General features: G+C 63.8%; 9 protein-coding genes. 3 read left to right on the top strand and 6 right to left on the bottom strand.

The window, feature by feature from the left end:
* Window position 1 precedes the first annotated feature (1 nt).
* A complete protein-coding gene (locus B8784_RS05760; protein WP_084396645.1) occupies window positions 2–967 on the bottom strand; it encodes an alpha/beta hydrolase fold domain-containing protein in 966 nt (321 codons plus the stop codon).
* A 352-nt stretch (window positions 968–1,319) separates the two neighbouring features.
* Here B8784_RS05760 and B8784_RS05755 point away from each other — a divergent pair, with 352 nt between their 5' ends.
* Together B8784_RS05755 and B8784_RS05750 are read left to right on the top strand one after the other, a co-directional pair.
* Window positions 1,320–3,431, top strand: a complete 2,112-nt coding sequence (locus B8784_RS05755; RefSeq protein ID WP_158085598.1) for a TonB-dependent siderophore receptor — start codon at window positions 1,320–1,322, stop codon at window positions 3,429–3,431.
* A 75-nt stretch (window positions 3,432–3,506) separates the two neighbouring features.
* Complete coding sequence (locus B8784_RS05750; RefSeq protein ID WP_084396643.1) at window positions 3,507–5,279, top strand: amidohydrolase; 1,773 nt, start codon at window positions 3,507–3,509, stop codon at window positions 5,277–5,279.
* Between the two features lie 24 nt (window positions 5,280–5,303).
* Here B8784_RS05750 and B8784_RS05745 read toward each other — a convergent pair whose 3' ends face one another.
* Genes B8784_RS05745 through B8784_RS05725 form a run of 5 tightly spaced genes read right to left on the bottom strand, consistent with a single transcriptional unit; the run spans window position 5,304 to window position 11,625 of the window.
* On the bottom strand, window positions 5,304–6,197 hold the full coding sequence (locus B8784_RS05745; RefSeq protein WP_084396642.1) for an alpha/beta hydrolase: 894 nt from the start codon (window positions 6,195–6,197) through the stop codon (window positions 5,304–5,306).
* A 26-nt stretch (window positions 6,198–6,223) separates the two neighbouring features.
* The gene (locus tag B8784_RS05740; RefSeq protein ID WP_084396641.1) at window positions 6,224–7,621 is read right to left on the bottom strand and encodes an amidase; all 1,398 of its coding nucleotides are present in this window, start codon (window positions 7,619–7,621) and stop codon (window positions 6,224–6,226) included.
* A complete protein-coding gene (locus B8784_RS05735) occupies window positions 7,618–8,907 on the bottom strand; it encodes a purine-cytosine permease family protein (RefSeq protein ID WP_084396640.1) in 1,290 nt (429 codons plus the stop codon). Before B8784_RS05735 ends, B8784_RS05740 begins: the two co-directional genes overlap by 4 nt.
* Window positions 8,904–10,007, bottom strand: a complete 1,104-nt coding sequence (locus B8784_RS05730) for a DUF917 domain-containing protein (protein ID WP_084396639.1) — start codon at window positions 10,005–10,007, stop codon at window positions 8,904–8,906. Before B8784_RS05730 ends, B8784_RS05735 begins: the two co-directional genes overlap by 4 nt.
* Window positions 9,997–11,625 carry a hydantoinase/oxoprolinase N-terminal domain-containing protein gene (locus tag B8784_RS05725; RefSeq protein WP_084396638.1) on the bottom strand — a complete coding sequence of 543 codons (1,629 nt, stop codon included), beginning with the start codon at window positions 11,623–11,625 and terminating at the stop codon, window positions 9,997–9,999. Before B8784_RS05725 ends, B8784_RS05730 begins: the two co-directional genes overlap by 11 nt.
* A 227-nt stretch (window positions 11,626–11,852) precedes the next feature.
* Between B8784_RS05725 and B8784_RS05720 the strand changes: the two genes are divergently transcribed.
* Window positions 11,853–14,567 carry a helix-turn-helix transcriptional regulator gene (locus B8784_RS05720; RefSeq protein ID WP_084396637.1) on the top strand — a complete coding sequence of 905 codons (2,715 nt, stop codon included), beginning with the start codon at window positions 11,853–11,855 and terminating at the stop codon, window positions 14,565–14,567.
* The last annotated feature ends 12 nt before the right edge of the window (window positions 14,568–14,579 follow it).

The raw sequence follows: 14,579 nt of genomic DNA, 5'->3' as shown, positions 1-14,579 counted from the left end.
CTCAGGGCCTGCCGCCTAGGGTTTTCCGGATGAAGGCTGCGCCGTCGGCGATGCCCTGGCGGGCGAGCGATGAGACGGACATGGCTTCCAGGAAGCTGTGCACCGCGCCGGGATAGACTTTCGTTTCCACGTCGACGTCGGCGTCCGCCAGGCGTTCCTGCATGGCGAAGCTGTGCTCGGCAACGAGGTCGAGGTCCGGAATGACCAGCATGACCGGCGGAAAGCCCGAGACATCGCCCAGCAGCGGGCAGGCCTGAGGGTCGCTTTCATCCTCGCGGCCGCGCAGATAGTTTGTCCAGTACTGTTCCGCCTCGGCCCGGTCCATGATCGAGCCGGGCCCGCCGAAGCGGGCTTCGGCCTCGTCGGAGATGTGCGGGGAAAAGCCGCCATAATTGGAGAGGATGGCTTTGACGAGGCCGGCCTTTCCCTTGTCGCGCAACCGCATCACCGTTGCGAAGGAGAGGTTGCCGCCGGCTGAGTCGCCGCCCATGGCGATCCGGCCAGGATCGATCTTCCAGCGCCCGGCATGCTCGCCAAGCCACAGCATCAGCGCTTCGATCCTGTCGAGCGCGACGGGATATTTGTTTTCAGGCGCCAGCGGATAGTCGACGCCGATTACCACGACGCCGCTCTGGGCGGCATATTCCCGCATCAGGCGGTCATGCGTGTTGATGTTGAACAGGGTGAAGCCGCCGCCATGGACATAGACGAGCGCCGGAAGCGGCGTGTCGTCTGCCACGGGCCGGTAGATGCGGATGCCCAGCACGCCGGCGCCGAAGTCGAAGGTGAAATCCTCGGTCACCGCCATGTCCGGGCCGCCGCGCGTCCAGCGTTCGCGAACCCGTTCGGCGGCAATGCGCTGTTCGGGGAAGGACATGGTTTCCAGGGCCGGCCAAGCCTTCCAGTCTTCCCGCATGGTCTCAAGGAAGCGGTGAATATCCGGATCCAGGTCTTTCAGAGTCGTCATGGCGGCATGTGTATGCCAGGCGAAAGGCGGCGCAATCTGCTGAGCGGGTAAAAGCGGGGCCGATACGGGTAACGAAAAAGCCGCGTCAGGCTGGCTATTTTCTCGCCAAAGTGTAGTAACGGCGGGTTCACCCGGATCACCCGGAAGCTCTTACCCGCTTTTACTTGCGATTACCCTGAAAAGACGACGATTCAGGACCGCGATTGTTGTTGAATTGTCATGGAAGCGCCGCGCATACGACGCATTGGCTTCTGCGGCAACAGGCTACCGACAGAGAGAGGGGTGAATTAGCATGAGGTCCACATTTACACACAGCCGCGGAGGCATAACGAGAACATTCAGGTTTGCCCTGATGTCCATGACCTGCGCCCTGGCTTTCCAGGCATCCGGTGTCGCGCAAGAGGCCGACGAGGCCGCCGCGAGCCAGGATGAAGAAGCGGCGATGGACACGGTCTTCGTGACTGGCACACGCGCTGTGGCCGCCACCAAGACGCTGACCCCGCTGACGGAAGTTCCCCAGTCGATCAGTGTGATCACGGACGATGAGTTCCGCGAGCGCGCCGCCGTCGACCTGCAGGATGTCTACCGCTACAGCGCCGGTGTGGCGCCGGCGCAAAGCGTCGACTCCCGCGGGGATTTCGTGAACGCGCGCGGCTTCGAAGCAGCGCAATATCTCGACGGCCTGAAGCGGATGCCGGACTTTATCTACGGCGCCCGGCTTGAGAATTACACGCTCGAGCGTGCCGAGGTCCTGCGCGGGCCCTCGTCGGTGCTCTATGGGGCCGGCGGTCCGGGCGGCGTTCTGAATGGTGCCAGCAAAACCCCGAAGTTCGAATATGGCGGCGAGGCCGGCGTGGTTGTCGGCACCGATAGCCGCCTGCAATTCCAGGGCGATATTACCGGCCCGCTGACCGACCAGCTCGCCGGGCGCCTTGTCGTGCTCGCACGGGACGGTGAAACCCAGTGGGGCACGCCGGACGACCGGGTCCTGATCAACCCGTCCCTCACCTGGGCGCCGGGGCCGGACACGGAAATCACGCTGATCGGTCTCTACCAGGAAGATCAGAACGGGTCGCTCGGCTATGTGCCGCTGTCGAAATCCATCAATGCGGGCAGCGAAGCCGAAAAGGTGGATTTCAACTTCTACCAGGGCGAGCCGGGCTTCAACGGCATGGACACGACCTATACGTCGGGCTCGCTGCTCGTGACCCACAAGTTCGCGCCGAACATCACCTTCCGCAGCGCCTCGCGCTATTCGGACATGGATAGTGACTACAAGGAAATCTATGGCGACTTCTCCGACGGCGTGACGCCATTCGCGGACCCGGAAGAAACGCTTCTGCAGCGGGAATTCTATGTGAATGACGAGCAGAGCGAAGTCATCAACACTGACAATAATGTCCTCGTTGAGCTGACCACGGGGGCTTTCGAGCATGAAGTGCTCGTCGGGGTCGACTATATTTGGTTCGACCAGAGCAAGGCGGAAGGCTTTTCCTGCGACGGGTTTGAAGGCCTCTTCGGGTGCTATGTCGGCGGCAGTCCGCCACCGATCGACATCTACAACCCGCAGCCGGGCGGCGACATCGACTACGGCTATACGAACTTTCTGGAATACAACAGCTCTCAGCTCGGCTTCTATGCGCAGGACCAGATCACCTATAATGACTGGCTGCACGTCCTGCTCGGCGTTCGCCACGATACCGCGGAATCCGAACGCAACGGGGTCGACGAGCTGGACCAGGACCAGGTCTCTTTCCGCGGCGGTGTCATCGCTGACGTGACCGAGACCCTGTCGCCTTATTTCAGCTATTCGGAATCCTTCCTGCCCGTGCCGGGCGGGGACTTTTTCGGCAATCCGTTCGAGCCGCGCACGGCCCGTCAGTACGAGGTTGGCGCGAAGTGGGAGCCGCAAAGCGGCATGCTGTTCACGCTCGCCCTCTTCGACATCGAAGAGTCCAACTATGTCTCGCAGGATCCTGAAAACATTCAGAACTTCCTGCAGGGCGGCGAGGTCGGCTCCCAGGGTGTCGAGCTTGAGGCGGTCATCCGCATGCCGGAAGATTTCGACTTCATGGCGTCCTACAGCTACACCGAGGCCGAAGTGCTCTCCTCCAGCCAGTCTCTGGCAGAAGGCGACCGCATCGCCGACATCCCCGAGCACCTCGCATCGGTCTGGACCACCAAGAGCTTCCAGCTCGACAATGGCTGGACGCTGCGGGCCGGTGGCGGTGTGCGCTATATCGGTGACAAGATCGATACCGCGCAGGCCTTCGTGACGCCATCGGTCACGCTCGTCGACGCAATGGTCTCGGCCAGTTATGGCAACTGGCTGGTTTCGGTGAATTCGAGCAATCTTCTCAATGAGAAGTATTACGCCACCTGCGGGCTGTCCTCGGCGCCCTATGGCTATTGCGTGGCTGCCAAGGACCGCACCGTCCTGGCCTCGGTGACCCGCCGGTTCTGATCCTGCCATTCTACCGGCAGCGTTGCGGCTGCGACGCTGCCGGGCTTTCATGACACACAATACGAAGGAAACGAGATGCCATCTGTCTTCTGTAACCGGGCGAACCTCCTCTCAGCTGCAGCGGGCATGGCTCTCCTTGGCGCAGGGGGGCTTTCCTCCTGCGCCAGCCCTTCGCCAGAGGCCGCCACCGACCCGGCGGACCTGCTTTTCGTCAATGCGCGCGTCTACACCGTTGAGCCCGACCAGCCCTGGGCTGAGGCCGTCGCAGTCGACGATGGCCGGATTGTCGCTGTGGGCACGCAGGCCGACATTGCCCGCTATGCCGGGACCGGCACGGAAACTGTCGACCTTGGCGGGCGCCTGCTGATGCCATCCTTCGGGGACGCCCATGTCCATCCGGTCTTCGGCGGCATGGCGTATACGCGCTGCTCGCTGCATGAGGGCGAGACCCTCGAGGATTATCAGGAGATCATTGCCGGCTGCATCGCAGACAGGCCGGCCGGCGAACCGGTCTATGGCGTGGGCTGGGAAGACTCGCTGTTTCCGCCCAATGGCATTCCCCGCAAGGAGGTTCTGGACGAGGTGTCGACCGACCGGCCGCTCGTCTTCGAGTCCGTGGGCGGTCACAGCTACTGGGTCAATTCGAAGACGCTCGAACTGGCCGGGATCGACAGCGAGACGCCCGATCCTGAGAATGGTCACATCAATCGCGATCCTGAAACGGGCGAGCCTGTCGGCGGCCTGCAGGAAAGCGCCATGGAGCTGGTCAGCGACTTTGTCGCCGCGCCGGGATCGGCTGAGATGCAGGAGTCCATTCTCTATGTCGCGAAGGAATTCAACCGGCTGGGCATTACCAACTGGCACGATGCCGGGATCGATCTTGGCCCGGACGGAACAAGCAAGACACTTGAGGCCTACCAAGCGGTCATGGAAAGCGGGTCGCTGACCAGCCATGTCTCGCTGGCCTTCAAGTGGGAAAATGGCGGATCGCTCGAGCAGATCCCTGTCATCCTCGAGGCGTCCGAACGGGCCCGGGAGGCCGGTATCACGGCAAAATCGGTGAAGCTCTACGAAGACGGCGTCATTCCGCAGAGAACGGCGGCCATGATCGAGCCTTATGCCGGCGATACCGATTTCCGCGGCAAGCTGCAGATCCCGCCGGAGACCCTGACGCAGGCCGTCACGGAGCTGACCGCGCATGGCATGCAGCCGCACGTCCACGCGATCGGCGACCGCGCCACGCGGACCGCGCTCGATGCGTTCGAAGCGGCGGTCGTGGCCAATGGAAGCGCTCAGCGTCCGATGATCTCGCACCTCAATGTGATTGATCCGGCCGACCAGCCGCGCTTTGGCGAACTTGGCGTGATCGCGGTCTTCCAGCCGACCTGGACGGCCAATTATCTCTATATGGACCTCACCAAGAAGGCGATCGGCCCGGAACGCTCGCAATATATCTACCCGGCCGGCAGCGTTCTCGAAGGCGGTGGCATTCTCGCTTACGGGGCCGACTGGCCCGTCGCGACGGCCGATCCCCTGCTTGGCCTGCAAGTGGCCACGACCCGGGTGAATTATGAGCAGCCGGACTCCGCACCGCTTCTGCCGGACGAGGCTGTCAGCCTGGAAGAGGCGGTGAAGGCGCACACGCTGAACGTCGCCTATACGAACTGGAACGAGGATGTCACCGGCTCCATCAAGGCCGGCAAGAGCGCCGACCTGATTGTGCTCGACAAGAACATCTTCGAGATGCCGCTGATGGAGATCTCGCAGGCGAGCGTCATCCTGACCCTGTTCGAGGGCGAGGCGGTCTATGGAGAGCTGGACCAGTTCAGCGACGTATCGACCGAATAGAGGAGGCGGGCGGCGGTGGCCTCTTTATGGCCACTGCATGGCCTCGCGCATCGTGACGGTCACCGACCGGCTCGGCACGCTGATATGGGTTTCGTCCTCGAAGACCTGGTAATCGCTGCGCAGCCCGTATTTCGAGAGGTCCTTCAGGCGTTCGCCGAGCAGGATGGTGTCGCCTGTCATCGCGCTTTCTTCCTCGCGCTCGCCGACGAGAAGCAGCAGGCGGGCGACATGACCGAGAAGCTCGGGCTCGTCTTCCAGCCTTGCGGCGAAGGCCTGCTCTTCCTTGATGATCATTTGCCTGTCCCACCAGATGGCCGGGCTGGCGGCGATGATGGCGTTGAAGGCATCCGGCTGCGTATAGAGCACATGCAGGGCGAAGAGGCCGCCGAGCGAGTGGCCGTAGAGCGATTGGCGCAGCGGATTGATCGAATAGCGCGTCTCGATTTCCGGGCGAAGCTCATCCATCAGGAAGTCGAAGAACAGGTCGCGTTTCCCGGACGGATCGTCCTTGTGATACTCGGCCAGGAACGGCGCCTCTATCGGCGGCGTGAAGTCCCCCACGCGGCGGGAATCGTAGAGTTCCTGATTGGGATAGCCGATCCCGACAACGATCATCTTGTCGAAGCCGTAATTGTAGATGCTCTGGATCCGGCGGGCCTCGGCAAAGCCGGCGAACAGCGCATTGCCATCAAGCACATAGAGCACGGGATAGCCTTGCTCGGGCGCTTCGCCTTCGGGTCTGGAAATATAGATGCGATAGGTTTCGCCATGCGCGGCCTCGATGTCCCAGACCTCTGTTTCGGGCACGACATAGCCCTGCGTTTCGGCCGGCTGCGCGTTGGATGGGGCGGCGATGGCTGGTGTGAGCGCGGCAAGGCTGATCCCGAGCATCATCTGTTTCAGGAAAGATGGGGTCATGTCGGGTCTCCTTTGGCGTTAATCTGTCAGGGGCCGGGTTTGACAAGCATGGGCGGCCGGCGGCCGGACCAGGGGCAGGCCATTTCAAGCTGGCAGCCGAGGGCGAGCAGAAGGTCGTCGGCCCCGTGAGGGCCCCAGAACATCGACCCGGCTGGCAGGCCCTCCGCACATTCGAAGAGAGGAAGCGAGATCCCGGGATAGCCGGCCATGTTCTGGAACTGGGTGTAGTTCACATGCCGGAAATGGTCGCGCCACAGGGCGTCGAAATCCCGGTCGGGGGCGAGCACGCGGAGCGGCGGGGGCGGGTTGCTGGTCACCGGGCTCAGGACGACGTCATACTCGTTCCAGAAGAGGTCGAGCGCCTGGTCGATCCGGCCGACCATGGCCAGCGCGCGGGCGAGGTCATCCGGCGTATGGTCGGAGCGTCTTGCCGCGAGACCGAGGCTCCAGGGTTCCAGAAGCGTGTCGGCTGTCGCGCCGAGTTTTGCGCGACACAGGTCGACGGCTTCGCCCGCCCCGTAGGACCAGAGCACATCGAAAGCCTGACCAATGGCATCCATGTCCATCAGGGGGCCGACGTCCTGCACATGATGGCCGAGATCCTCGCAGAGCTGGGCGGTCCGGGTGATGATGTCGGCGATCTGTGCCTCGGGCGGGGCCCCGTCGATGCCGGTCAGGTTCAGGGCGATGCGCAAGGGCTTCTGTATCAGAACTTCTTCGGGCGGCTGGGTCCGCAAGGTCTGGGCCGCCCATACTGCGTCGCGCATGGAGCGGGCGAGCAGACCATCCGAGGCCAGCAGGTCATCCATCAGGCCCGGCCCGCGCGAGCGCAGGTTCCAGTTTCGGCTCGGTTTGAACCCCACCGTCCCGGTATGACTGGCCGGGATACGGATCGAGCCGCCGCCGTCACTGCCGGTCGCGAAGGGCACCATGCCGCTTGCGACCGCAACGCCGGCGCCGCTGCTGGAGCCGCCAGCGCCATGCGCGGTGTTCCAAGGATTGTGGGTCGGGCCGTAGACCAGCGCCTCGCCGGAGCCGATCAGGCCGAATTCCGGCATGGTCGTGATCCCGCTGGGAATGAGGCCAGCCGCCTCCATTTTTTCAGCAAACGGATATTTGGTTTGTCCGATGGCGTCTTTGCGGGTCCGCGAGCCCGAGACATGCGGAAAGCCCGGATACTCCATCGAGGCTTTTAGCAGGCAGGGTACACCGGCCATCGGCGCGTCCCGGTCCATGGCCTCCGCGGCAGCGAACGCATGATCGGTAGCGACATGGCTGACGGCGTTCAGGACCGGATTGAGCTGTTCGATGCGCTGGAAAGCGGCCTCGACAAGCTCTTTCGGTGTGACCTCGCCGCGATGGACGAGATCGGCCTGGGCATGCGCGTCGAGATCGCAGATCCCGGTGAGGGTAGTCGTGCTCATGGGGTGTCTTGTTGGGTATCTTGTTCTTCCGGCGTCCCGGCGAAATACAGCATGGCGAGATAGGCGGCTGCGGCTAGAAGGGTTGCGTCCAGGGCCGGAACGGTTGTCAGGGTCAGGCCGAAGGAGGTCGCGGGCATGGTGACGGCCAGCGAGAACAGCCAGACGGCGATGGCTTGCCAGCGGATGGCGACAGGCGGCAGCTGCGTATCGGAGCGGAACGCCATGAAGCCGTCAATCACATAGATCGCCGCGATGGGCGGGATGATCAGGCCGAGCGTCACGAGGAAGGGGATGAAATAATTGATGATCCCCATCAGCGCGAAGATGCAGCCCACGACACCGCCGCCGACGACATAGACCCATTGCGGCACGCCGGGGAAGGTCGCGGCCATGGACAGGCTGGCGGAATAAAGGTTGAGCGCGTTGATTGTCCAGACCGAGAGCAGCAGCATGACGAGCGCCGGTGCGCCGAAGCCGAGCCCGGTGACGAGCTGCATGATGTCGGTGTTCAACGTCGAAAGCGCGATCAGCGCCGAGATCACCATCAGCACGGGAGAGGCCAGCGGGAAGGACAGTGCCATGCCGACCAGGGCGCCGCGCTCGGTGCGGATGAAGCGCGACAGGTCGGGCATGGCCGCGACGGTGAGCATGTTGCCGCCGACCAGTGCTGACAATGCAATCCCGAAACTCATGGGTACCGGCGGCTCCGCGGCGGGGGCAAGGTCGACCGGATTGCTGCCGACGGACTTGATGCAGACGGCGACAAGGATCACGCCAACAAGCGGCACGGCGACCATGGCCAGCCGGTCCAGCGTCTTGAAGCCGAAAATGGTGGAGATGGTGATCATGATGCTGCCGCAGATCACGAAGATGCTGAAATTGCCCGGCAGGCCATAGCCGGCGTCCTGCGCGGCGACCATTGCATCGCCGAAGAATGAGACGTTCACGCCGAACCAGCAGAAATGGATGATGGCGATGACGAGGTTGACCAGGGCCGCCCCCCTCATCCCGAAGGAACGCTGGACAAGCAGATAGGTCGTCAGACGTGTCCGCACGCTGATAATGGCAGTCAGGCAGGCCCCGGCGCAGAGGATAATGCCGGCGAGTAGAGCCGCCAGGACAGCCTTCCCGAAGCCGAGGGCGAGACCTGTCTGCGCCCCGTTGAGAAAGCCGGGCAGCGCAAAGGTGAAACTCGCAATGATCAGCGCGACCCGCCAGCCGGGAACCGTCATGCTTTCCGGAAGCGGGGCGCTGGCAAAATCGCTGTCTGTATCGCTGGCGCTCATATCGTCTCCAGGGCGTTGAGCCTTTCGAGGGTAATGAAATCGGTGCCCAGGCCAAAGGCCTGCGGGCCGATGAAGGGCAGGGCGGAGGATTCGCGCAACATGGCTGGTGCAGCAGCAGCGATAACCTTCACACGCTGACCGTATTTCAGGCGCTCGGTGGTGATGGTGTCGGCGGTCTCGCGGTCCATGATGGTGATGAGGTCCGGCACCAGGGCGCGGATCTCGCCATCCTGACGGGCGATCAGGTTCTCGTTCTGGAAGAGCACCTCCATCCGTCCGCTGCCGTTGAAGCCTTCGAGAATGACCTTGCCGACTGAAAAGCCGCCGCGCGTTTCCCGCTCGAGATCGACGATCTTGCCGTCAAACAACGTCAGGCAGTGGGGATAGAGCCCGGTTTTCTCGAGCGCTTTTGCCAGCGCGGTGAAAGGATCCTCACGCCGGTCGCGCGCGGTGCGGATGGCTTTGCCGATGGCGATGGCGGTACTCACGCTGCCGGGAATGGCGTTGGCCTTCGCATCGGCCCCGCTCATCGGATACTCGACCATGTGGGCGATCCCGCCCAGGGCCACGGAGAGTGCGCGGGCGATGCGTTCATGCGTGTTGTTGTCGTCGGTCTCGATTACCGACAGCGATCCGCAGGCCGCCGTCAGGACGGACGGGCAGGACGAAAGGCCACGAATATTGAAGATCGCCATTTGCGATTCCGGGAAAGCCCGGCCCATGCCGTCGCAATCGACGATCGGTACGCCCAGTTCGGCAGCCGCGATCAGGGGCGCAAGGCCATTGCCGCCGCCGATCTCGATGGGCAGGACGGCATCGATCTGCCGGCCCATGATCTTTTCCAGCCGCCTCAGCCCGGACACAGTCTCTCCACCATTCGGCAGCTTCTCGACCGAGACGGTTGGCGCACCGATCCAGCCGCAAGGGGCGACCAGCGCATCGTCAGCCAGCGCCTCGAGCGGGACGAGTTCGAAGTGGCCGCAGCGCGCAATGGCGGCTTCCGCCAGCAACAGGCTGTAATAGGGGTCCCCGCCACCGCCGGAGCCGAGAAAGGCGGCACCGCGGGCGAGGTCAGCAAGGTCGGAGCGTTCAATGTGCATGACGCAGCTCTGACTGGATTTGCGCCGTCGACGCGGTCTGCGCCGCACCGGCAAAATCACCGACGGCCTTTATCCTGACTTGTGTCGAGCGGCCGGGCAGGTAGCTCAGAAGCACTTCTTCCATGTCGACAATCTCTATTGAATCCGGAGCGCCGCCGGCAGTCGCGACCCGTTCGGCGACAGCGTCGCGGATCTGCTGCAAGGCGGTTTCGCGCGGAGTGACGTCATAATCGACGATCTGCTCGATCTGCGCGCCAATCTGGGCGATGGCCGCACCGACGGCATTGGCCACGGCGGCATGGGGCGGGCGCACGATGCTGGCGGCGCCTTTCAGCGCATCGCCGATCAGGAAGCTGCCGCCTCCGACCGCGATGATGGGCACGTCGCCCGGCGCGGTCTTCATCCGGTCCAGCCCCTCTTCGAGCATGGCCTGCATCCGGCTCCAGACTGCCTGGCGCACGGCCGGGCTGAGCGCAGGAACCTTTGCAGGGTCGCCGAAGTCGGCCTGGCCGGCGGCCACGGCGACATCGCTGGCGGTCAGCGTGTCGCCACCAAACAGGTAGCTGTCGCGGTCGATCCGGTAGCCGACGGAATCGGGGCCAACCTTCAGGGTCTCCTCCGGCAGATGTTCGGCCGGATAATGAGCCGGATCGAGATGAATGCGTGTACCCCCGCCAAGGCCGAGAGCAAGGATATCGGGCATCCGGAAATTCGTCCGCACACCGCCAATATCTACAGCCAGAGAGGATTCGCGCGGGAAGCCATTGGTCAGCACGCCGATGTCGCAGGTTGTCCCGCCAACATCCATGACCATGCCATCGCTGATCCCGGTCAGGAAGGCGGCGCCGCGCATGCTGTTGGTCGGCCCGGACCCGATCGTCATGACCGGGTAGCGTGCAGCATGGTCTGCCGAAATCAGCGTGCCGTCATTCTGGGAGATGTAGAGCGGCGCCTCGAGTCCGAGGTCCTGCATGGCGCGCTCGAAGGAGGCGATGACATGCGCGGCCAGGCTAGTCAGCGCGGCATTCAGAATGGTCCCGTTTTCACGCTCGATCATGCCGAGGCGACCGATGGCATGTGACAGGCTGATCGTCGCTTCGGGGTGTTCTTCCTGCAGCAGCCGGGCGGCACGGGTTTCCATGTCCGCATTGAGTGGGGCGAAGACGCTGCTGACCGCGATCCGGTTGATACCGCGCTCCCGGCAGGTGCGGCCCGCCTCGCGCACGCATGCCTCGTCAAAGGCGGAGATTTCCCGGCCATCGACTTCATAGCCGCCGGGCAGGAGGAAGCATGTCGTTCCCGTCTGGCGGATCAGATCCTCCGGCCACCCGGTGAGCGGCGGCAGGGCTTCCCCGGACGGGCTGGCAAGCCGGATGATGCCGACCTTGTCGAGATGGCGGCGCTCGACAAGGGCATTGGTGAAATGCGTGGTGCCGATCATGACCGATGTCACGGCCGCCGGGGCGACCTCGCTGGTGGCAAGGACGGCCCCGATGGCGGCGGCAACGCCGCTGCTGACATCCTCGGTCGTGGGCTGCTTGGTCGAAGCGAGGACGCTGTCGCCGTCAATCAGGACCGCATCCGTGTTCGTTCCACCGACATCGACACCAATGCGCACCCTGAAGCCTCCTCGATCACTCAACTCTTGGTCGGATTAGAAAGAGGGGGGCAGGGCCGTGCAATCGGAAAAACGGGTGTCTGAAGGCCCGGAACGGGTAAGCTTTCCAGACAATCCGGGTAATATGGCACCTGTTCTGGGAAGCGGCTATTGTCAGGCTTTCTGGCTGTGCATAGCCTTTTTGTGACGGATTTCTGAACGCGCCATCCGGCAAAGGGGAAGGGTGCATGGATGAAGTGATTGCTGCAAAGTTCGACCCGCCCGTATGGATGGGGGACCAGCTGAGACGTGACACGCTGCTGGAACGGCTCGATCTTGCGCTATCCCATCGTCTCACCCTGGTTCATGCGCCGGCCGGTTACGGCAAGACCAGCCTGCTCGCGCAATGGCGCATCGCGCTGGAGGACCGCCCGGTCAAACTCGCCTGGCTGACGCTCGACCGCGACGACCGGGACTTCAAGCGCCTGCTGAAACATCTGGTGCTGGCCATTCTGGGCGACGCACCGGATACCGAGCCCCAGCCGCTCTCGACCGACCTGCCGCCGCGTGCGGCGCTGTCGGCCATCGTCAACCTGCTGGCCAGCCGCAGCGAGCCCTTCGTGCTCATCCTCGACGACCTGCATCATGCCGGCAGCGACACCGTCATTCATTTCCTCAAATCCCTCATCAAGCTCGCGCCGGCCAATTGCCATTTCGTCTTTGCCTCGCGCGATTATCCCTGGCTTGGCCAGTCGGTGCTCGCCGCCGAGGAACAGCTCCTGGAAATTACCGCGCGGGATCTGCGCTTTTCGGCGCATGAGGCAGGCTCGCTGCTCACACGGGTCGATGCGAGTCTTGTCGAGGAGGATGTCGGCCAGATCCTGGACCGGACCGAGGGCTGGCCGATTGCCGTCCAGCTGACATCGCTTTCCCTGAAACAGGGGATCGGGCAGGAGCGCCTGATGGCGCAGACGGCCCGCTCCGGCAGCGATCTGGCGCGCTATTTGTCGGAGCAGGTTCTGATGACCCTGCCCGAGGAAACCCGCGACATCGTCAACCGGACCGCACTGCTCGACACGCTCACCGGCGATCTCGTCAATCTGCTCTGCGACCGTCAGGATGGCTGGCTGGTGCTTGAGCGGCTTGAGCATCAGGGCGTCTTCCTTGTCCCCGTTACGCCGGAGCGGCGGCAATACCGTTATCACCAGCTCTTTGCCGAATATCTCCGCGACCGGTTCCGCAAGTCGAGGCGCGACGAGTTTGCGGAGCTGCAGCGCCGGGCCGCGACATGGTTCGCCCGCCGGGGCATGGTCGCCGAGGCGGTCAATCACGCCATCCTTGGCGATGACGATGAGACGCTGGCCACCATCCTCGAAGACGCCGGCGGCTGGCGGCTGATCCCGCAGGGGCTGCAGAGCGTGGTCGAGCAGGCGCTTGCCAACCTCCCGGAGGGGCTGCTGCAGACCCGGCCGCGACTCGCGCTGGCCTATGTCTATCTCCAGCTCAAGTTGGGCGAACTGGGGACCGCGCGCGTGGCGTTCGACCGGTTCTGCGAGGAGGTCGATTCCAGCGAATTTTCCGCCGATCTGCGCACCGAGGTCCGGGTCGTCGGGGATACGCTGTCGGACTATGAAAACCAGCCCGTAACCTTCGATGACCTGCTGGCGCGCGAGGCGCTGCTGCGCAAGCTGCCGGCCAATGACCATCTCGTCTTCGCCAATGTCAGCGAGACGCTGGCGGCGAAGTATTTCGAGGGGGGCTGGCTGGAGCGCGCGCTTCAGCCGACGCTCGTGGCGCGCGAGCACTATCAGGCGTGCAATGCCCTCTACAGCGACCTCTTCACGCGATTCCTCGAGGCCCGGATCAAGCGGGCACAGGGCCGGTTCAAGGATTCCGAGACCATCCTGGACACCGCCTGCGAGACCATTGTCGGCAATTTCGGCGACTGTTCGGACCTCGCAGCCAATTGCAACGCCTTCCAGGCCGAGCTGCTCTATGAGCAGGACAAGGTGGAGGAGGCCCGTGCGCTGCTGGCCTGGGCGCTGCCGCACATGGAACAGTCGGATGGCTGGGTCGATGTCTACGCCGCCGCCTATTTCACCGAGGCTCGGGCGCTCGCCGGGGCTGGGGCGCTGGACGAGGCGCGAGCCGTGATTGCGCGGGCACGGCGGACTGCCCAGTGGCGGCGGCTGCGTCAGCTGCAGCTGCTCGCCGATATCTGCGAGATCGAGCTTCACATCGCCCATGGCGGCGAGCAGGAGGCTGCCAGTGCGCTGGCCGGCAAGCTTGGCCTCGATGCCCTGGCCGACATGATGAGCGAGGAAGCCCCGCAATACCGCCCGGTCTCCGTGGCGGCTTCACTCTGCCGGGTCAGGCTGCAGCTTCTGGGCGGGGAGGATGCTGCCGCCCTGGAGGGGCTTGCCCAGCTTCGGGCATGGGCCGATCAGCGCGGCGCCGGACGTCTCCTGATCGACATCAACATGCTGGCCGCCTTTGCCCATCGCCGGAGCGGCGCACTCGAGGAGTCGCGCGCCTGTTTCGACGAAGCGGTCGGCATCGCCATGTTCCAGAACATCATCCGGCCCTTCGTGGAGGCCGGCCGGTTCATCCAGCCCTGTCTCGATGATGCGATGCGGGCTGATACACAGGTCGACCGGTTTCGGGGCCAGTTCCTGAAGGCGGTCGCGAAATCGGTGTCGGCCAGCCGCAACCATGTCGCCGTGTCGGGGCCGTTCAACGAGGCCGAAGCCGAAGTGCTCTATTATTTGAGCCAGGGCCACTCCAACAAGGAGATTGCCCGGCTGATCGGCATGTCGCCGGACACGGTGAAATACCGGCTGAAGTCGGTGTTCCGGAAGATTGGTGTCAGCAAGCGCCGCGATGCAGTGCGGGTCTCGGCCGAGCGCGGGCTGATCCCGGATCTGGAAAACGATTTCTCGTTTGGGGCACCGACGCCGCACTAGGCGCGACTGGCG

The organism is Henriciella aquimarina (assembly GCF_002088975.1).
GTDB lineage: Bacteria > Pseudomonadota > Alphaproteobacteria > Caulobacterales > Hyphomonadaceae > Henriciella > Henriciella aquimarina.
This window is presented reverse-complemented; position numbering and strand designations above follow the sequence as displayed.

Excerpts from the sequence above, each read along its gene's own strand:
- B8784_RS05755 (WP_158085598.1), top strand. The coding sequence starts at position 1,320 with ATGTCCATGACCTGCGCCCTGGCTTTCCAGGCATCCGGTGTCGCGCAA.
- B8784_RS05720 (WP_084396637.1), top strand. The coding sequence starts at position 11,853 with ATGGATGAAGTGATTGCTGCAAAGTTCGACCCGCCCGTATGGATGGGG.
- B8784_RS05735 (WP_084396640.1), bottom strand. The coding sequence starts at position 8,907 with ATGAGCGCCAGCGATACAGACAGCGATTTTGCCAGCGCCCCGCTTCCG.
- B8784_RS05745 (WP_084396642.1), bottom strand. The coding sequence starts at position 6,197 with ATGACCCCATCTTTCCTGAAACAGATGATGCTCGGGATCAGCCTTGCC.
- B8784_RS05750 (WP_084396643.1), top strand. The coding sequence starts at position 3,507 with ATGCCATCTGTCTTCTGTAACCGGGCGAACCTCCTCTCAGCTGCAGCG.
- B8784_RS05730 (WP_084396639.1), bottom strand. The coding sequence starts at position 10,007 with ATGCACATTGAACGCTCCGACCTTGCTGACCTCGCCCGCGGTGCCGCC.
- B8784_RS05760 (WP_084396645.1), bottom strand. The coding sequence starts at position 967 with ATGACGACTCTGAAAGACCTGGATCCGGATATTCACCGCTTCCTTGAG.
- B8784_RS05740 (WP_084396641.1), bottom strand. The coding sequence starts at position 7,621 with ATGAGCACGACTACCCTCACCGGGATCTGCGATCTCGACGCGCATGCC.